Source organism: Aquirufa originis (assembly GCF_042714495.1).
Classification (GTDB): Bacteria; Bacteroidota; Bacteroidia; order Cytophagales; family Spirosomataceae; genus Aquirufa; species Aquirufa originis.
In genome coordinates this window covers 203,123-223,051 of record NZ_JBBKXY010000001.1, presented here as the reverse complement: position 1 = coordinate 223,051, position 19,929 = coordinate 203,123, and the positions used below count along the sequence as shown (strand labels likewise).

The window sequence follows — 19,929 nt, the reverse complement described above, 5'->3', positions numbered from 1 at the left end:
TAACAAATTCCTCAAATTTAAAGGAATATTCTAACATTCGGATAGGTTTCAAAATAATTTTCCATGCGCCTTCTATAAAATCCTAAACCGCGGTGTCCTGATGGGTGCTGGCTTCTGGCGAATCGTTCTTTCAGGAATTCGAAACCTTAAAAATACCTCATGTGACAAAGGCTTCTTATTCAATGAATTAGCCGTTGTAATATCGATAGCATACCCAATATCTAATTTGTTTTGCAGCACAGAAACTCCTACTAAACCCATCGCTGCATCCGCATTACGATAGGCAGCTCCTGCATAAATTAGTTTATTGTAATACACTCTGGCACCTCCTTCTGGGACAATTTGGCCAGAATAATAACGGACCAAAGCATAAGGCAGTAAATCAAAGTAATCGCTAAGCGGAACTTCCGCACTTCCATGTAAGGCAAATACGCGATCTAGCGGCATCGATGCAGTACCACCATTGAAATCAAAAGTAGGTGCTGTCAAATGATCTGCAGTGAAACCAATCTGCCAAGTATCTGTCGAATAAACCGCTCCTAAACCAAAATCAGGCTGTGTTTGGCTAACAGCTGACCCAGAAAGTAGTGTTGCCAATGGATCATTCGGATCTCTAACGCGGAATACGCGGCCATCGAAAGACTTTGTTTGTAATCCAAGCGACAGACCAAAAGACCAAACTCCGTTGCCCTTACTTAGATGATAAGCTCCTTGGAATTGTATTAATTGCTGAGAAACACCGGATGGTGTTTTATCGGAATAAAACTGAACACCTAAACCTCCTTTAGGGCTAATGCCAAAGGAACCAGACAACCAAGTCGTCCCTAAAGTACCCGAACCATCGTTCGATGTCGTATAGCCGGTCCATTGGTCCCTGATTTGAAGAGCAACGTAATTATTCGACTTCCAACCCGAAAATGCCGGATTGACTATATTCGAATTTGCCGAGAAAATACTGAATTGAGGACTTTGTTGAGCGAATGAGGCCGTAGCAATGAATAGGAAGAAGGCCCCTACAGGTAGGGAAAAGCACCACTTCAATAGCCTCGTTTTACGCGTCATTCGTTGGATGAAAAATAGGTAGGCTAAAAATAATAAAAAAGCCTCAACGATGGAGGCTTTTTTATTATTTATTTACTTGCTTGATGTAATGTTCGAGGGCACCGGTCATGGATGGCGCATTCGGCATAGGAGCCTGAATGTCCACGACTAAACCTGCATCCACGACCGCTTGTGCCGTAGTAGGTCCAAAAGCAGCTAATCGTGTGTTATTTTGCTTGAAGTCAGGAAAATTATGGAATAAAGACGTGATCCCAGATGGACTAAAGAAGGCAATCACATCGTAGAAAACTTCCTCTAAATCAGATAAATCCGCTGAAACCGTTTCATACATAACTGCTTCCGTTAATTGGAAGTCGTTTGTGCCCATGTAATCTGGAAGGTCTTTTTGACGCTTATTCGAGCAAGGGAACAAGAATTTCTCCGTCTTGTGTTTCTTGATGATCTCCAAAAGGTCTAAGGCCGTCTTCGTTCCTGTAAATACTTTACGCTTACGAATGACGATGTATTTTTGTAAATAATTCGCTGTTTGCTCCGTAATACAGAAGTATTTCATATCAGTAGGCACTTCGATTTTCGCCTCCTTGCACATACGGAAGAAGTGATCAATCGCGTGACGACTGGTAAAAATGATGGCTGTGTGTTGAAGGATTTCAATTTTTTGCTTTCTAAAATCCTTATAAGCAATACCTTGCACTTCGATGAACGGTCTGAAATCTACCTTCACGTTGTACTTTTTTTCAATCTCAAAGTATGGTGATTTCGCATCTGCAGGGGCAGATTGTGTCACTAGAATACTCTTTACTTTCTTTAAACGACTCGTTTCTTCGGTTGCAGTTTTACTCATAATCATACAATTTGGACCGGAAAAACACCAGTCTTAAAATTCAGAGTGCAAATATACGACATTTTTTGACAGAAGATTATCCTGCACTAAATGTTAACCTGGAAAAATTAATTCCCTGATACCAAACAAGATAATCTGCCCTTCGATGATCACGAGGTAGGTAAATAAGAACAGTTGGTTGTAGGAAAAGCTCCGACGAAAGGATTGGAAAAAATAGAAAAAACGCAGCACGAAATAAGCATCCACTAAATAGCGAATGTACGTAAAGTCCATAGGTGTGGCTGGCCCTACATAGATGGCGTAAAAACTCAAAAAGGTAAACAAGGCGACAAAAAATTGCAGGTTTGTTTGCAATGATTTGAAATAGTGCACGTTTGCTAAACCTTTTAATTTAAATAGATCCGTAAAAAGGTAGTAGACAAAAAAGCGAGATAGGAAAAGTAAGAAGGAAAGACCTAGTTTGGAGAAAATAAACAGCAGACTAGGCCAAAAATGGATAAAATTCTCCGAGTTACTAAAAAATTCTTCTTTGACCACCGACTTCATCCCTGTCAAAAAAGCGAGACAACTGATTAACAAACTGAGCGTAAACAAAACCAATAAATTAGGCAGGGCAAACGGGCGCCGCATCCAAACCTCATCTTTGACCTCCCAACGAATCCAATCTGAATAGCGGAAAAAGGAAGCAAAAATACGTGGATAAGCTGCATAGAGCAAGCCTAAACAAAATAATAGGACTAGAAAACTCAACAGAAAAAAATTCGAATAGACTGAACCGGAGCGCGTTTCTAGCGAGAAAAAATCCGCTTTCCCCTGCGTAGTCACTAATTCATCGCGCTCTAAGACAAATTCGCTTGGCAATCCCTCCAGATTCTCGGAGTACACTGTTAAAATAACCTGGCTCTTCAAACTATCCAGCGGCAATCGAAAGGTCTCCCCTTTCTTGATGGCCTTAAACAAGGTGCCTTGCAGAAAGAGGTGGTAATTTTCTTTGGGGTGGATGGCTAGATAGGCTTTGGGGAAATCCTGTGGATGCAATTCCAAGGACTTCGAATGATACGTATAATGCTTCGAAGAGACATAGGGCAAGAAACTTTTCCAGGCCTCCTGGTACACTAACCAATCACGCTCAAAGGAATAGACCTTCTTCCAAGCGGCCTGACTGGTTCCCGCTAGGAGTAATAAAGCCCATAAAAAAAATCTGCTCATCGTTTTCCGCGAAGGAATCAGATGAGCAGATTTTAAGAAGAAAGGAATCATTCCTTGATTTATTTCGATTTATTTAGATGCCAAAGCTTTGATCATCGTCTCGCCAATATCAGCTGGAGAGTAAACTACGTGGATTCCACACTCTTGCATAATCTTCATCTTCGCTTCTGCTGTATCATCAGCACCACCGATGATCGCACCTGCGTGACCCATACGACGTCCTTTGGGAGCGGTTTGGCCAGCAATAAAACCAACGACTGGCTTGCGGTTACCATCTGCTTTAATCCAACGAGCCGCTTCCGCTTCCATACCGCCACCAATCTCACCGATCATCACGATACCTTCTGTTTCTGGGTCGTTCATTAATAATTCAACTGCCTCTTTCGTTGTTGTCCCGATGATAGGGTCACCACCGATACCGATCGCCGTTGTTTGGCCTAAACCTGCTTTTGTTAATTGATCTACCGCTTCGTACGTTAACGTTCCTGATTTAGAAACGATACCTACACGACCTTTTTGGAAGATAAAGCCTGGCATGATACCTACTTTACATTCGTCAGCCGTCATAACGCCTGGGCAGTTAGGTCCGATTAAACGAGTCTCGAAGTTCGAGATATATTCTTTCGCCACAATCATATCTTTCGTAGGGATACCCTCCGTGATACAAATAATGACTTTAATTCCTGCATCCGCAGCTTCCATGATCGCATCCGCAGCAAATGCTGGTGGAACGAAAATGATTGATGTATCAGCTCCTGTAGAAGCAACTGCATCTGCTACTGTATTAAAAATAGGGCGATCTAAGTGCTTAGCGCCACCTTTTCCGGGTGTAACACCACCTACCACTTGGGTTCCGTAAGCGATCATTTGCTCCGCGTGGAAAGATCCTTCAGTTCCGGTGAAACCTTGAACAATAATTTTTGAATTCTTATTTACTAAAACACTCATTTCGTAGGGGTTATAATAACGTAGGCGAAAAATTTTTCCAAAGGTACAAAATATTGATAAAAATTATCAAAATCCTGATTGATAGACGAAATAAAAATGCGAACAATTTTTTTTGCGTAAATTCGAACTTTGATGCCTTTCCTATGTTGAAGCACCTTCATATCCAAAACTACTCGTTGATCGAACAGCTCGACCTGCATTTGACAGGTGGATTGACGGTGATTACCGGGGAAACGGGTGCCGGAAAATCCATCTTATTAGGTGCCATTTCCTTATTATTAGGCCAAAGAGCGGACAGCAAAAGCCTCTTCGATGCCACCAAAAAATGTATTATTGAAGGCCAATTTTCACTCGTGAATTTTCCGCATTTACAAACCGTTTTTGAGGAAGAAGAAATCGATTTCGAGGAACCTTGCTTGATCCGCCGAGAAATCAACCCACAAGGAAAATCTCGCAGTTTCGTCAATGACACGCCTGTTACACTCGAAACCTTAAAGCGAATCGGAAACGAATTAGTCGATATACATTCCCAGCAAGATACGTGGTGGATGTCCCATCCGGATTTTACGCTGGATATGGTAGACGCTTATGCGCAGAATGAGGGATTAAGAAAATCGTACATTTCTGCCTATTCCACCTGGTCATCTAGTATTTCTGCCTTGCGTGCCTTAGAACAAGAATCCACTAAAGGAACCCAAGAATTAGATTTCATCCAATTTCAATTTGATGAATTGAGTAAGGCACAGCTAAAAGAGGGCGAATACGAAGTATTGGATACGGCCGTACAAAAACTGCAAAACGCGGAACAAATCCAGGAGAAACTGGCCGTTTTAGCGCAGGCACTTAGCGTCTCAGAAGTTTCAGCGCTACATCAGAGTAGAATTGCATTGCAACAAGCTACCGCATTGAGCAAATGGGGTTCCACTTTTGCGGACTGGAAAACACGCATCGAATCCATTTGGATCGAATTAAAAGATTTAGGTGCTGAAGTTGAAGGCGAGGCGGAAGATTTCGTTTACGATCCCATAGAATTAGAACAAAAACAGAAACGATTAGACTTGCTTAATCGTTTATTGCAAAAATACCAAGCGTCCACGATTACCGAATTAATCGAATTAGTTGATTCACTCGATTTGCGATTATCTCAATTTTCATCGATGGACACGTTGATAGCAGACGCACGGGAACGTGTGGACGCCGATTTTATAATAGCCACATCAGCAGCAGCTGCCCTATCCTCTTCTCGCTCTGCCGTTTTAGACGCGATATCCACTTCGCTCGTCGTTTCCTTACAATCCTTAGGTATTCCGAATGCGAATTTGGCCTGGGAGATGATGGCCAAAGAACTAGCCGCGAACGGCTCAGATAAAATTCAGCTACTTTTCTCTGCGAACAAAGGTTTAGCCCCTAAACCATTCAAGCAAATTGCTTCAGGAGGCGAGATGAGTCGCTTAATGCTTTCGATTAAGCATTTGTTGGCGAAGAAAAGAGCCTTGCCTACGTTGATTTTGGACGAAATCGATACCGGTGTTTCCGGAGAAATCGCCATTAAAATGGGACAAATGCTCAGTCAAATGAGTCAAGGACACCAAATCATCGCCATCACCCACCTTCCCCAAATCGCAGCGGCGGGATCCAAACACTGGTTTGTCTACAAAGATCACGCGGGATCGAAAACTGTTTCTAACCTTCGTGAGTTAAGAGAAGAGGAACGTGTAGAAGAAATCGCCAAAATGATCGGTGGTCAACAAGGCTACCGTGATTTACTCGATAATGTTCGAAATTTAATCCAATCACACGAATGAAAAAGTTTATCGCGCTCAGCCTTCTATTGCTAGGCTGTTCACAAGCAGAAGAAAAACTCAGCGAAGAATTACAAGCTAAAGTCCTCGGATTACACGATGTATTAATGCCTAAGACAGAACAAATCGTTTCCCTGAAAACAAAATTAGACAGCCTTTCAACGGGTGCCGATTCCACGCACGTTCGTAAACTAATTAGTTCTTTAGATAAAGCTGATAAATCAATGATGGATTGGATGCACCAGTTCTCCATTGATAGTTTGGGCAAAATGGATGTAAATACCAAGGTGATTTACCTCAAGAACCAATACACGCAATTAACTGAACTTCAACAACTGACAGATTCTACTTTACATGTTGCACAAAAATACCGTCCTTAGTTTATTACTTTCTGTGATCCTCTTCTCTTGTTCCCAAGAGAAGAAATTGCCATTCCTGGGCCCTAAAACAGTGAATGCGAAAGGTGACACGGTATACCACCAAATACCTGCGTTTCATTTCCTAAATCAAGATTCAGTCCTGGTAACCGAAAAAGACGTGGCAGGCAAAGTGTATGTAGCTGATTTCTTTTTCACTACCTGCCCTACCATTTGCCCTAAAATGAAAACCCAAATGCTACGCATTTATGAGCGTTACAAAGAGCGTGACGAGGTTCGCATCATTTCACACAGTATTGACCCTGATTTCGACAACACGTCCGTCCTACAGGATTATGCTGCACGATTACAAGTGAAAGCCCCTAAATGGAACTTTTTAACAGGGAACAAGGCTGCCATTTATACCTTAGGCCAAAAAAGCTATATGGTTTCTGCGCAAGAAGACCCAAACGAGGCTGGTGGATTTGTCCACAGCGGCGCCTTTATATTAGTAGATAAAAATAGACATGTTCGTGGCATTTATGATGGCACCGTGGAAACGGAGGTTAATCATTTGTTGGAGGATATGGAAGTGCTTTTAAAAGAGCAGTAAAATCCCTAAGGGATTTTACTGCTCTTTTAAAATAGATTAGAGAGTATAGAGTAGAGAGTATTTTTTATCTCTGCTCTATACTCTCCTCTCTATAATCTTAAAAAAATATGAAATACTTACTTCTTCTAATCACCCCATTTTTTTTCTCTTGCCAAAGCAAAGAGGAAATCACCCAACAACAATATTCAGTTGAAGGTATGGCCTTATATAAAACCCATTGTGAAAATTGCCACCAGGCAGATGGATCAGGGTTACGGGATTTGTATCCGTCTATTCAACAAACAAAATTAAGCCCAGAGGCTTTGGCCTGCTTGCTAAAAAATGGGAAAAAGGGAAATGGTTTTATGCCTGCTAATGCGAAACTGCAAGCCTTAGATATTGCCGAACTAATGACCTATATGCGGGAAAAATGGGGAGGTAAAAAGCAAATCTATCCGGCAGATAGCGTGAAAATAGCCTTGCTAAATTGCCGTTAATTCGTAGGCATTCCTTCGACGGCTACCACAGAATTTCGGACTTTACGCAAAGAATAGGAAGAGAAATCTTGGGCGGCATCGAGTCCTACCCCATTGACTAATTCGGTTCGCGTTCTCAATTGAACCGCCTTGTCCGTGAAAATACGCTTTTCCACTGGCAACCAATTGAATTCATCCGTTTTTAATGTTTCACCTTTTTCGATATTGTGGATAACCACGTGGCCGATGAGTTTGTAGGTGTTTTTTTGGCGATAAAAATGGGCTGAATCCCCCCGAACTTCAGAAGTAATTTTACCCGTTTTATCATAAAACCAAAGCTTCATTTCTTTCGGGTAAACCCGATCTTCTGAAGACAAGGTTAACTGCTCCTCTGTGACCATCCTGACTACCTTTCTTGCTGAATCAGAATACACCATATCTATGCCAAACAATTCTGACTTAGGTCCTACATAGACAGCCTTCGAATCATCCGCTTTTTCACGACAGGAAAAAATAGTGCTAGTAATGAAGAGCAAAAAGAGTAAGCTCGAATTGCGCATTGGAGAAAATTAGTTGATTTTCTGCTTTTGGAACCAAAGATCACTAAAGGTCAAACCTAAAGTCAAACGGTGGTATTGCTCCTCCATCCCATTTTCCGTGATCAAACCACGACGACCCACTTGGTAAGCGATATTTAAGAAGGATAAATTCCGAAGTGGAAAAGCGATTCCCAGACTCAAATTCTTATCTACAGCATAATTACCATTTCCTAAGAAATCATAGGGAGTCTTCTCATAAGAAGCACCAAAACGATACGTTGTGCGTTTTATGTAACTTGAAACGGATTCCACATCTGGTGTATATTCCCCACCCACAGATACTTTATGGGAAGCAGGCAAGGTAGCCGAGCGGCCCAAATTATTATTCACCTTACTCCAATCTGTGTAGGTGTAATCAACACCTATCATCCATTTTGCAGCTTTCTCAATACTTACGCCAAAACGCTTTGCAACCGGAATTTGCTGAACAAAAGCCGTGGATTTCTCTAAAGTATCCGCATTAATCACCGTTAGACCTGAAAGATCCATAGTGGCAAAACGCTTCACTTGTTTAGCATTTAAAGAGGAGTTCAAATCTAAAGTCGCACCTAGATTCAAGAACATATCTGGCTTTAACTTAGCTCTATAGGCAAAGCCTGCCTTGAATTGAAAATCAGAATAAGAAGTCAAATCCTCTAATTGCACCTTGTAATACTGTCCATCAGACATGTTTTGAGTAGCTACATTCCGGTTCACTTGACCAAACAAGTAGTCCATTTGTAAGCCTACATACAACTCTTTGTAAACTCGAACACCATTCGAAATAGACACTTTACTCACGCCACCGCTACCTTTGTAGCTATAAATCAAACTATCTACGCCTAATAAATTCAAACGACGATACGACCTTGTTTCGTATTCTACCGCAGAGTGTGGGCGAATTCCTACGGACATCGTCCAGCGACTTGTAATCGGTAATGTCAAATTCAAGGATTGGTAATTACCTCCAAAAACCTTCTGTTGCTGACGGTAATCTTGTAAGGTTTTATATTCTGTATTAACGCCCACTTCTAAATTTGTCCAACGATTACGAGCTAATAAGGCTGGATTAACTACATTGGTATAGATCCCATTTGAATTAGAAACACCGATGCCGCCCATCATCATATTCGTCACGTTCTCACTTTTTTGAATCTCCCCCATCCCTAAATAAGAGTAAGGTGAATTCAAAATTGTTTGTGCATATACAGCAGGAGCTGACGATAAAAACAAGACGATTAGTAGAGAACGAAGCGTTTTCAGAAGGGTTGTAGGCTGATTCAAAGAAATAAAATTCATAAAATTAAAATCCTCCCTTTTGGGAATACTAGTGTGTAAAGGTCGTAATTTTATTTCACATTCGACTAAGTTATTAGCTATATTTGAGGTCAATAATAATAAAGCACACGATGGAGGAATTAAAAAACGCGATCTATTTAGACAATTCGGCATGGGATTTACTCCTTTTCGGAGGTATTATTCTGATAGGTTTTATACTAAAACGTTTTTTCTCTAACTCCTTTTCGAAAATCGTATTTCGCTTTATTCCGGACGAATCTATTTCCATTCAGGACTGCGTTCAACTTATTCGCAAACCGTTTGAACTACTCATTTTTTGGATTTTCTTCTATTTTGCTGTCAAAAACCTACATGCTCCCAGCATTTGGAACTTAGAGCCTATTGAAAATTCAGGATTGCTTTATTTTGCCAAAAAGGGCTTCGAATCTGCCGTCATTTTCACTATCACTTGGATCATCGTTCGCTTAATGAAAGTGGTCATTATGGTCGCACAAGAAAAATGGAATGGCGCTGACCAAAAATCCAAACAGCAATTCATTCCATTCCTAAACGACCTTTCCATGGTCTTTATTATTACGGCCTCAGGATTTGTTTTCCTGGGTCGTATTTTTGAAGTAGACGTAGTTGCCCTCATAACAGGACTTGGAATCGGAGGTTTAGCCCTTGCTTTAGCCGCACGCGAAACACTGGAGAATTTATTTGCCTCTTTCACCATCTTCCTTGACCTCCCATTCGTCGTAGGTGACAATATCCAAATAGGATCCATCAGCGGGGATATCGAGAAAATTGGATTTAGAAGTACACGAATCCGCAGCGCAGATGGTAATTTAATTTTAGTACCCAATCGCTTACTTACTTCGCAGTCACTCGAAAACATGAGCGAACGCGATTACAGAAGAGCGAAATATACGATTCTATGCGAGCTTTCTACAAAGCCTGCACAAATTGAGAAGGCCATAGCCGCTATTGAAAGTTTCATTCAAGAAGAACCGCTTTGTAAGAAAAAAATACCAAGAGTAATCCTAGAAGGATTTGGAGCCTATTCCATTGATATTTCGGTGACGTATTTTGTCCAAACCAAGGACTTCGCCAAGTTTCAAGCTACGAAACAATCCATTAATCTGGGGATATTAAAGGTGTTGGAGAAGGAGAAGATCGTGATGGCGAGGTCGTAGCGGCCGCAAGAGAGTGGAGAGAGGAGAGTATAGATTATAGAGTATAGATTAGAGATTTAAGTATAGAGATGGCATTAAAAAAGGGAACCAGGGTTCCCTTTTTTAATTATCGTATCGCTTCGCTCTACTCAGATTAGAGATTATAGAGAGGAGATTGGAAAAAATAAAATTCAAAAATCATTGCGCAGCACGATTTAGAATTTTGTTTTATCCAATCAACTCACGGAGATCCTCATCATGAATCATCTTCCTTTCATCTGCCATCAACAAGAAGCGAGTATAGATCTTGTCTAATTCTGGTTTTTCGAAATCAAACCCTAATAAAGTTAAACGGTGACGCAACGCGGCGCGGCCAGAACGAGAGGTCAATAAAATCGCAGACGAGGAAACACCTACATCTTCCGGATTCATGATCTCATAGTTTTGTGCGTGCTTCAGGAAACCATCTTGGTGGATTCCAGATGAATGCGCGAATGCGTTTGCTCCCACAACTGCCTTATTAGGCTGCACGTGCATGCCCATTAAATTAGACACTAAGGTACTCGTAGGGTATAAATATTTGGGCTTAATTCCCGTTGTAAATCCTAAATCCTTATGCACGTTTAGGATCATCGCAATTTCTTCCAAAGACGTATTTCCAGCCCGCTCCCCTATTCCATTGATCGTTACTTCGACTTGGCGAGCACCTGCCTGAATTCCAGCAATCGTGTTCGCCGTAGCTAAACCTAAATCGTTGTGATTGTGCATCGAAATCGTAGCCAAATGAATGTTATCTACATTTTCGTATAAATATTTGATCCGCTCGTGCATGACGTGCGGCAATAGATAACCCGTCGTATCGGGAAGATTAACGACTGTCGCACCCGCTTTGATTACTTCGCGTGTTAATTGTGCTAAGAAGGCTAAGTCAGCACGACCCGCATCTTCCGCGAAGAACTCGACGTCTTCTACAAAGGATTTGGCATACTTCACAGCCCAAACGCCACGCTCGATAATTTCCTCGCGTGTCGAATTAAATTTATGCTTGATATGTACATCTGAAGAACCAATTCCTGTATGAATACGAGGTTTGCGAGCCGTTTTCAAGGCAGCAACGGCTGCGTCGATATCTTCTTTTTTGGCACGAGTTAGAGCACAAACCGTAGGCTCCTTCACAGCGTCACAAATGGCTTGAACTGAGGCAAAATCACCCGGAGATGAGATGGGAAAACCCGCCTCAATGATATCCACACCTAACAACTCAAGTTGTAAAGCAACTTCTACTTTTTCCTCTCGGTTTAATTGACAGCCGGGAACTTGTTCGCCGTCGCGTAAGGTAGTATCAAAAATCTGAATGCGGTTACTCATCTTGTTTTAGGTGTTTTATTTCGTTGTGAAATTACGGCTAATTACCCTTGTAAACAAGGAAATTAGAGATGACAGAGTATAGAGTATAGATTATTAATCTTAGATGAAATAAATTTCAGACTAAAAAACTATAAATAATCTAATAATGTATCATATTAAAGAACATTAATCTAAAATACAAAACGGCGCCAGAATATAAAATTTTAGATTTTTTTAAGCCGAGGCAAGAGATTTGATCTCTGGAAAGCGTTTTGGATCGAAATTTCCACCAGAGATGACACAAACGACCGTTTTCCCCTTGATTTCCTCCGCCATTTCCTCGAGTCCAGCGACACTTAAAGCGCCAGCTGGTTCTACGATCATACTGCCTAGGGCATAGAGATCTAACATGGTTTGGCATAAATCCTTCTTCGAAACAGTCAACATGCGCGACAAGCCTTTTTGGCAGATAGCAAACGTCTTTGCCCCCACTTGCTTGACTGAGGCACCATCCACAAAACGATCAATTTCCTCCAACACCACTACTTCCGAAGCCGCCAAACTCTGCTGCATGGATGGCGCCCCAGCCGGCTCCACCCCTATGAGGGATGTCGAGGGAGGCAAAACTAACGAAGCCCCTGCAGCCAAGCCACCTCCACCTATCGCCACAAACAGAAAGTCAGGAACCAACGTATCCAAAATCTCCAAGGTCACCGTGGCTTGACCCGCAATGATGTCAAAATCATCAAAAGGGGGAATATAAATCGCGCCATTCGTCTCACAGAATTTACGTGAAGCCGTAAATGCCTCATCATAGGTCTCTCCTACCAAATAAATGCGCACTTTTTCTTTACCGAAAAAACGAACTGCCTCCACTTTTTGAAGCGGCGTCGACTTAGGCATAAAAATGTGCGCTTGAATTCCGAGTAAAGCACAGGCTAAAGCAACTCCTTGCGCATGGTTACCTGCAGAGGCAGCCACCACCCCTTTCGATTTTAACTCCGAGGGAATGTTGGAGATTTTGTGGTAGGCTCCCCTAATTTTATAGGAGCGAACGACCTGCAAATCTTCGCGCTTTAAATAGATATTTGCCCCATAGCGCGCAGAAAGAGAGGCCGAGAATTCTAAAGGTGTCTCTGAGATGACCCCTTTTAGCTGCTCCGCTACTTGTTTTATTTCTATGACGCTAGGAACGTGTTGTAGTTTGTTGAATTCCATGCGCCCCAAAATTAACAAAAAAAGGGTAGACAATCACTTGTCTACCCTTTTTCAAACACTAGAAAAAATTAGTTATTCTCTGGACGTAAGCTACGTACCGCAGCACCAGCTCTCCACATTTCCATATCTGCCATTTCTTTCAATTCAGCATCTAATTTCACGCGGTAATCCGGCTGAGAATTCAACGTAATCGAACGCTCTGCTTCTGCTTGTGTTTTCACTGAGTTGTATAATTGCTCAAATACAGGCTTAGTAGCATCACGGAAAGGCTTCCACCAATCCAATGCACCACGTTGTGCCGTTGTAGAACAGTTAGCATACATCCAGTCCATTCCATTTTCAGCAACTAATGGCATTAACGATTGCGTCAATTCCTCTACTGTTTCGTTGAATGCTTCAGATGGAGAGTGACCGTTCGCGCGTAATACGTCGTATTGTGCAGCGAAGATACCTTGGATAGCTCCCATTAATGTTCCACGCTCACCTGTTAAGTCAGACGTTACTTCTTTGTAGAAATCCGTTTCGAATAAATAGCCTGAACCTACACCAATCGCCATCGCGATACATTTCTCACGCGCTTTTCCTGTTGCATCTTGGTAAACAGCGAACGAAGAGTTCAAACCTTTACCCGCTACGAATAAACGACGTAATGAAGTACCTGAACCTTTAGGTGCAGCTAAGAATACGTCCACATCTGCTGGAGGAACGATTCCTGTTTTCTCTTTGTACGTGATACCAAAACCGTGAGAGAAATAAAGAGACTTTCCAGCCGTCAAATATTTCTTCACTGTAGGCCATAATTCGATTTGAGCGGCATCTGAAAGTAGGTAACAAATGATCGTTCCTTTTTCCAAAGCTTCTTCGATTTCAAATAAAGTCACACCTGGAACCCAACCGTCAGCGACAGCTTTGTCATACGTTTTACCTTTACGTTGACCTACGATTACATTTAGACCATTGTCTTTCATGTTTAACGCTTGTCCTGGACCTTGAACTCCATATCCGATCACAGCGATCGTTTGATCTGCTAATACTTGTCTAGCTTTCTCTAATGGAAACTCTTCTCTTGTTACGATGTCTTCAACAACTCCACCGAAATTAATCTTTGCCATTTTTTTGTTATTTAATTTATATTCTTTGTTCGATTATACGATTTCCCAATTGCCTTCTTCCGGCAAAAACTCTACTAAGCCTTTCTCCGTTTTACCCACGGCAACACGACCAGACTTAACGTACTCTAATATTTCCCATTTTTTCAAATAGGTATAAAACTCCTGAATTTCTTCTTCCGATCCATTCTTTTCTACCACTACATAATCTAGGCCAAAGTGCACAATTTTCGCATTCCAATCTAAATTAATCGTCTTCACATCCACTGGAGTTCCTCCAAGCGGTGTGGCAATCTTAAATAAGCCGATTTCGTTGAACACGATTTCGTCATCTAGGTAACCAAATACCGCTAGAACGTCGGTTACTTTACGGATTTGGCGAACTAATTTTTCTACAAATTCCCTGTTCTCCTGTTTAATCACAATCGTAAAACGAGATACGCCTTTACGCTCTGTCTCAGAAACCGTCAAACTCTCAATATTTACCCGGCGACGCGTAAAAATGATCGTGATTCGATTTAATAAACCGACCGTGTTCATTGTAAAAATGGATATGGTATAATTCGTCAACATAGGATTATTCTAACCTGATACTTGTTACACAGCCACCCGCAGGTACCATGGGGAATACATTTTCCTCTTTTTCACAAACGATTTCTAACAGATACGGCTTATCTGACTTCAATAAAGTATCTAATGAATCACTTAATTCCGCCCGATCTGAAACGGTATGACCCGCAATACCAAAACCCTTGGCAATCGTAATGAAATCTGGATTCTGCAATTCAACGAAAGAATAACGGTTCTCAAAGAACAATTGCTGCCACTGGCGCACCATGCCTAAGAAATTGTTATTCAAGATGATTATTTTCACTGGCAAACCGCTCTGCGCGATGGTACCTAGTTCTTGCAAGGTCATTTGGAAACCACCATCACCGATGACCGCTACTACTTCGCGTTCTGGTACCGCAACCTTCGCACCAAAAGCCGCCGGTAAAGCAAAGCCCATCGTTCCTGCGCCACCAGAAGTAACAATCGAATTACGCTTTTTGAAACGGTAATAGCGATTCGTAATCATTTGGTGTTGCCCTACGTCTGTTACGACTACGGCTTCTCCTTTGGTTTTATCTGACAACAGATTGACGGCCTCACCCATCTTGATCTTATCCCCTTCGTGGAACAAGTCCTTCTTCGTGATTTTTTCGTATTCTTCGTCGTCGTATTTCTTGAATTCAGCTCTCCATTCGCTGTGGTCCGCCTTGTTCACTAAAGGCAATAAGGCCTGAAGTGCCGCCTTCGCATCCCCCACGACTGGAGCATCTGCCTTCACATTTTTATCTACTTCACTCGGGTCGATTTCAATGTGAACCACCTTCGCTTGCTTCGCGTAAGTCGCTAAATCACCTGTGATACGGTCATCAAAACGCATCCCGATTGCGATTAATACATCGCAAGAGTTCGTCAATACGTTCGCACCATAATTTCCGTGCATACCCGGCCAGCCCACAAATAGCGGGTGATCTGCATCCATTGATGACATCCCTAATAGTGTTGTCGCTACCGGAATGCCCGTTTTATCCACGAAATCATTTAATTCTTTCTCTGCTCCAGCGATTAACACACCGTGTCCCGCTAGAATATAAGGTTTCTTAGCACCATTAATCAATTTCGCTGCTGCCTCCACGTGTTCTGCCTTCGGCTCCACGCGCGGTTTGTAAGAAATGATCGAAGTACATGGTTTGTATTCAAAAGGCACGGTCATCAAATCAGTTTGAGCCGTACGCGTAATATCAATTAAAACGGGGCCAGGGCGACCAGTTTCCGCGATGTAGAAAGCTTTCGCCATGATCTCAGGGATCTCATTGGCATCCAGAACTTGGTAATTCCACTTCGTTACCGGCATGGAAATACCGATCAAATCGCATTCTTGGAACGCATCGGTTCCTAACAAATTTCCTTTTACTTGCCCTACGATACACACCAAGGGAGTAGAATCCAACATCGCATCCGCGATAGGCGTGATTAAATTCGTAGCACCAGGACCAGAAGTCACCATGCAAACTCCCGCCTTGTTCAACATACGAGCGTAACCCTGAGCGGCATGTCCTGCTCCCTGCTCGTGGCGAACTAAAATATGTTTTAGGCGATCTTGGTAATCGTAAAGCGCATCATAGGTAGGCATAATGGCCCCACCAGGGTAACCAAAAATCGTATCCACACCCTGCTCTACCAATGATTGCATGATAGCTTGAGCGCCGGACAAAAATTTCTTTTGGCCAGGTTGATTAGCTGCTTCGGTTTGAGTTTGGGTTTGTCCCATGGTTAACTATTATTCAAAAATTCTGTTTCAATGGTTTCGAAAGCTCAATTTAAGCCTTCTGGATAGATAAAAAAATTAATTTCTTATAAATCCGTCACACATCCCTGACTAGCAGAAGATACGCTTTTAATGTATTTGCGTAGAACGCCTTGCTTGAATGGAGACTCGATAGGCTTCCAATTCTTCTTGCGTTCTGCTAATTCTTCATCCGATACGTGCAATACCAAGGTATTGTTCACCGCATCAATCGTAATCTTGTCACCGTCTTTCACTAGGCCTATCGGACCACCTTCTTGCGCTTCCGGCGTCACGTGACCTACCACAAATCCGTGTGTACCTCCAGAGAAACGACCATCCGTGATCATCGCTACCGAGTTTCCTAATCCAGCACCGATAACAGCTGAAGTAGGTTTTAACATTTCTGGCATACCTGGCCCCCCTTTAGGACCTTCATTACGAATCACGATGACGTGACCCGCTTTGATCTCCCCTTTCGAGATATATTCGATGACCTCTTCTTCGCGCTCACATACTTTGGCAATACCCTCAAAACGTTCGCCTTCCTTACCTGTAATCTTCGCCACGGCACCGCCTGGAGCTAAATTACCGTACAAGATCTGCAGGTGACCCGTAGGCTTTAACGGCTGCGTGATCGGATAAATAATTTTTTGTGTGTCAAAATTCAAGTCAGGAGCCTCCGCAAGGTTCTCCGCCATCGTCTTTCCTGTCACCGTCAAACATTCGCCGTGTAACAAGCCCACACTGTGCAAATATTTCAAAATCGCTGGCATTCCACCGATCGCTAAAACGTCTTCCATGTAGTATTTACCACTTGGCTTTAAGTCTGCGATCAAAGGCGTGCGATCTGAAATAGCTTGGATATCTTCTAAGGTAAACGTGATTCCAGCGGCGTGTGCAATCGCTAAATAGTGAAGCACCGCATTCGTAGAACCTCCTAAGGCCATCACCACCGTCATCGCATTCTCGAATGCCTTGCGCGTCATGATGTCACGTGTACAGATGTTTTTCTCTAATAATACTTTCATCGCCGCGCCTATTGCTAAGCACTCCTCTTTCTTACCTTCGTGTGTGGCTGGATACGTCGATGAATTAGGTAGTACTAAGCCCATCGCTTCCATCGAAGAAGCCATCGTGTTCGCTGTGTACATACCGCCGCAGGCTCCTGCTCCCGGGATTGAATTGCGAATGACGCCTTCATAATCCTCGTCAGAGATAGTTCCTGCATATTTTTTTCCCAAAGCTTCGAATGCCGAAACGATGTCTAATTTCTCTCCTTTGTAAGAACCGCTGCGAATCGTTCCGCCGTAAACTAGCATCCCTGGGCGGTTCAAACGTGCCATCGCCATCATGGCGCCAGGCATATTCTTATCACAACCTACGACTGCGATGACGCCGTCGTACCATTGTGCCCCTACCACGTTTTCAATTGAATCTGCGATGATATCACGTGATGGCAACGAATAGCTCATCCCGTCATTTCCATTCGTCATTCCGTCTGAAACCCCGATCGTGTGGAAGATCAAGCCGACCATTCCATTCTCTTGGATCCCTTTTTTCACGTGAACAGACAAGCCATTCAAGTGCATATTGCAGGTGTTGCCTTCGTAACCCGTACTTGCGATACCGATTTGGGCTTTGTTCATATCCTCTGATGTTAAGCCGATACCGTAGAGCATCGCTTTCGCAGCGGGATTAGATACTTCCTGAGTTAATGTCCGTGAATACTTATTTAATGACATAGGGTTTAAGAAATTTTTTCAAACGATAAATATACGCAATTCGATTTGTAGACGAGTAGTTTATGCCAAAGAATCTTTGGCAATTATAGAAAAAGCAAAATTAATTATTTGTTTTCTCCTACCTGCTGTCTCCACATCGCAAAATACAATCCTTTGCTCGCCACTAAATCGTCGTGCGAGCCCTGTTCTACAATCTGTCCTTTCTCTAGCACATAGATCCGCGTTGCGTGCATCACCGTCGATAAACGGTGCGCAATTAAGATCGTAAGGTGCTCCGTATCAACGGATAAAGAACGAATGGTTTCGGAAATTTCTTCTTCTGTCAAAGAATCCAAAGCCGATGTCGCCTCATCAAAAACCAATAAATTAGGATCACGCAGCAAGGCGCGCGCGATACTTAAACGCTGCTTCTCGCCTCCGGACACTTTGACACCACCCTCCCCGATCAAGGAATCTAATCCTTTGTCGGCTCTGGCCAATAAAGTTTGGCAGGCAGCTTTCTCTAACACGGCCATACATTGTGCGTCCGTCGCGTTCGGGTTGACGAACAACAAGTTCTCGCGAATCGAGCCCGAGAACAATTGCGTGTCTTGAGTAACAAAACCGATCTTCTTGCGCAACTCATCGAAATCAATCGCGTCACTTGGTTCGCCGTTGTAATATACTTGTCCTTTTTTGGGACGGTATAAACCTACTAGCAACTTGACTAAAGTCGACTTTCCGGCGCCTGAAGGCCCCACAAAAGCAATCGTCTCGCCGCCTTTTACGGAGAAGGTGATTCCATCCAAAGCTTCCGTTGTAGCGGATTGGTGTTTGAATGAAACGTGATCGAACTTCAATTCCTGAATAGACGAAATCGCCTTGGGGTTTGCTGGTTTCTTCTCCGATGGAATACTTAATACTTGCTCGAAATTTTGGAGCGACACCTCTGCCTCGCGGTAGGTATTCACCACATTACCAATCTCTTGCAATGGATTAAATAAGAAGAATGAATAGATGTTCAACGAATAGAATTGACCGATCGTAATCTTTCCTTCGTAGATCAAGTAAATCAAAACGACCACCATGAGCATACGCAACAAGTTTACGCAGGTTCCTTGAACAAAGGCCATCGAACGCACGTAACGCACTTTCTTCAACTCTAACTTCAGGATTTTCTCTGTCGTCGCATTTAAGTGGGCGATCTCTTGCTCTGCTAATCCTAAAGATTTCACTAGCTCGATATTGCGCAAGGATTCCGTCGTAGATCCGGCTAGACCCGTCGATTCCTTTACGATTTCGATCTGAATCACTTTGATCTTCTTACTTAAAACGGACGATACGTAACCGATTAGCGGACCAGTGATTAGGAAAAGGGGCATGACCATCCAATGCACCGAAAAGGCATAGACCGAGATGAAGATCAAGGCAATGATCGATTGGAATAAAATGTTGATTCCTAGGGTGATCAGTTTTTCAACGTCGGTGCGGACTTTTTGGAGTTTGCCCAGGGTCTCGCCCGATCTTTGGTCCTCAAACGTCTCATAAGGCAGCTCCAAGGAGTGGCGAATACCGTCTGAATAGAGGTTTGCCCCTACTTTTTGGGTTACTGTATTGATGAAATAATCCTGAAAGTTTTTCGCTACCCGGCTCACGAAAGCCACGCCCACAGACGCTAAGGCCAAAGGCCAAATCGCCGCCACGAACTGGTCCATCGTGTGGGTATCCGAGCGGTACACCGCCGCCACATCATCGATGATCTTCCTGAAAATATAAGGATCCATCAAGGAGAATATCTGGTTTGTGGCTGCCAGCGCTAAGGCCCCCACCACGCGCCAGCGGTATACTTGTAAATAATTCAGTAATAATTTCATAA

At 42.8% G+C, this 19,929-nt stretch carries 18 protein-coding genes; 5 read left to right on the top strand and 13 right to left on the bottom strand.

Annotated features, from left to right (window positions below):
* Positions 1-72: 72 nt before the first annotated feature.
* From SKC35_RS00935 to sucD, 4 genes are all read right to left on the bottom strand, one after another.
* Complete coding sequence (locus tag SKC35_RS00935; protein ID WP_377977635.1) at positions 73-1,041, bottom strand: PorP/SprF family type IX secretion system membrane protein; 969 nt, start codon at positions 1,039-1,041, stop codon at positions 73-75.
* A gap of 85 nt (positions 1,042-1,126) precedes the next feature.
* Positions 1,127-1,906: a uroporphyrinogen-III synthase gene (locus SKC35_RS00930; RefSeq protein ID WP_130896043.1), complete on the bottom strand. Its 780-nt coding sequence runs from the start codon at positions 1,904-1,906 to the stop codon at positions 1,127-1,129.
* A 93-nt stretch (positions 1,907-1,999) separates the two neighbouring features.
* On the bottom strand, positions 2,000-3,115 hold the full coding sequence (locus SKC35_RS00925; RefSeq protein ID WP_377977634.1) for a hypothetical protein: 1,116 nt from the start codon (positions 3,113-3,115) through the stop codon (positions 2,000-2,002).
* A gap of 69 nt (positions 3,116-3,184) precedes the next feature.
* Positions 3,185-4,063 carry a succinate--CoA ligase subunit alpha gene (gene sucD / locus SKC35_RS00920; protein ID WP_130896041.1) on the bottom strand — a complete coding sequence of 293 codons (879 nt, stop codon included), beginning with the start codon at positions 4,061-4,063 and terminating at the stop codon, positions 3,185-3,187.
* Positions 4,064-4,206: 143 nt separating this feature from the next.
* Between sucD and recN the strand changes: the two genes are divergently transcribed.
* From recN to SKC35_RS00900, 4 genes are all read left to right on the top strand, one after another.
* Positions 4,207-5,868: a DNA repair protein RecN gene (gene recN, locus SKC35_RS00915; RefSeq protein ID WP_377977633.1), complete on the top strand. Its 1,662-nt coding sequence runs from the start codon at positions 4,207-4,209 to the stop codon at positions 5,866-5,868.
* Complete coding sequence (locus SKC35_RS00910; RefSeq protein WP_377977632.1) at positions 5,865-6,245, top strand: hypothetical protein; 381 nt, start codon at positions 5,865-5,867, stop codon at positions 6,243-6,245. Before recN ends, SKC35_RS00910 begins: the two co-directional genes overlap by 4 nt.
* Complete coding sequence (locus SKC35_RS00905) at positions 6,220-6,834, top strand: SCO family protein (protein ID WP_377977631.1); 615 nt, start codon at positions 6,220-6,222, stop codon at positions 6,832-6,834. The genes SKC35_RS00910 and SKC35_RS00905 overlap by 26 nt, the downstream gene beginning before the upstream one ends.
* A gap of 107 nt (positions 6,835-6,941) precedes the next feature.
* Positions 6,942-7,310 (top strand): c-type cytochrome, encoded by a 369-nt coding sequence (locus SKC35_RS00900; RefSeq protein ID WP_377977630.1) that lies wholly within the window; start codon positions 6,942-6,944, stop codon positions 7,308-7,310.
* Here the strand turns inward: SKC35_RS00900 and lptC are convergent.
* Both lptC and SKC35_RS00890 read right to left on the bottom strand, forming a co-directional pair.
* Positions 7,307-7,849, bottom strand: a complete 543-nt coding sequence (gene lptC, locus SKC35_RS00895; RefSeq protein WP_377977629.1) for an LPS export ABC transporter periplasmic protein LptC — start codon at positions 7,847-7,849, stop codon at positions 7,307-7,309. The two genes, SKC35_RS00900 and lptC, sit on opposite strands and share 4 nt — an antisense overlap.
* A gap of 9 nt (positions 7,850-7,858) precedes the next feature.
* Positions 7,859-9,166, bottom strand: coding sequence for a hypothetical protein (locus tag SKC35_RS00890; protein WP_377977628.1), 1,308 nt, complete (start codon positions 9,164-9,166; stop codon positions 7,859-7,861).
* A 110-nt stretch (positions 9,167-9,276) separates the two neighbouring features.
* On the opposite strand from SKC35_RS00890, the gene SKC35_RS00885 reads away from it, so the two are divergent.
* Positions 9,277-10,341 carry a mechanosensitive ion channel family protein gene (locus SKC35_RS00885; RefSeq protein WP_377977627.1) on the top strand — a complete coding sequence of 355 codons (1,065 nt, stop codon included), beginning with the start codon at positions 9,277-9,279 and terminating at the stop codon, positions 10,339-10,341.
* A 207-nt stretch (positions 10,342-10,548) separates the two neighbouring features.
* On the opposite strand, the gene SKC35_RS00880 is transcribed toward SKC35_RS00885, so the two are convergent.
* The 7 genes from SKC35_RS00880 to SKC35_RS00850 all read right to left on the bottom strand — a co-directional run bounded on the left by SKC35_RS00880 (position 10,549) and on the right by SKC35_RS00850 (position 19,927).
* Complete coding sequence (locus tag SKC35_RS00880; protein ID WP_377977626.1) at positions 10,549-11,688, bottom strand: 2-isopropylmalate synthase; 1,140 nt, start codon at positions 11,686-11,688, stop codon at positions 10,549-10,551.
* A gap of 213 nt (positions 11,689-11,901) precedes the next feature.
* Entirely contained in the window at positions 11,902-12,885 is a 984-nt protein-coding gene (locus tag SKC35_RS00875) for a pyridoxal-phosphate dependent enzyme (protein WP_377977625.1), read from the bottom strand.
* 68 nt (positions 12,886-12,953) lie between these two features.
* On the bottom strand, positions 12,954-13,997 hold the full coding sequence (gene ilvC, locus SKC35_RS00870; protein WP_130896031.1) for a ketol-acid reductoisomerase: 1,044 nt from the start codon (positions 13,995-13,997) through the stop codon (positions 12,954-12,956).
* 33 nt (positions 13,998-14,030) lie between these two features.
* Entirely contained in the window at positions 14,031-14,564 is a 534-nt protein-coding gene (gene ilvN / locus SKC35_RS00865) for an acetolactate synthase small subunit (protein ID WP_377978396.1), read from the bottom strand.
* 7 nt (positions 14,565-14,571) lie between these two features.
* Positions 14,572-16,314, bottom strand: a complete 1,743-nt coding sequence (ilvB, locus tag SKC35_RS00860; protein WP_377977624.1) for a biosynthetic-type acetolactate synthase large subunit — start codon at positions 16,312-16,314, stop codon at positions 14,572-14,574.
* 83 nt (positions 16,315-16,397) lie between these two features.
* The gene (gene ilvD, locus SKC35_RS00855) at positions 16,398-18,074 is read right to left on the bottom strand and encodes a dihydroxy-acid dehydratase (protein WP_377977623.1); all 1,677 of its coding nucleotides are present in this window, start codon (positions 18,072-18,074) and stop codon (positions 16,398-16,400) included.
* 104 nt (positions 18,075-18,178) lie between these two features.
* Positions 18,179-19,927 (bottom strand): ABC transporter ATP-binding protein, encoded by a 1,749-nt coding sequence (locus SKC35_RS00850; protein ID WP_377977622.1) that lies wholly within the window; start codon positions 19,925-19,927, stop codon positions 18,179-18,181.
* Positions 19,928-19,929: the final 2 nt, after the last annotated feature.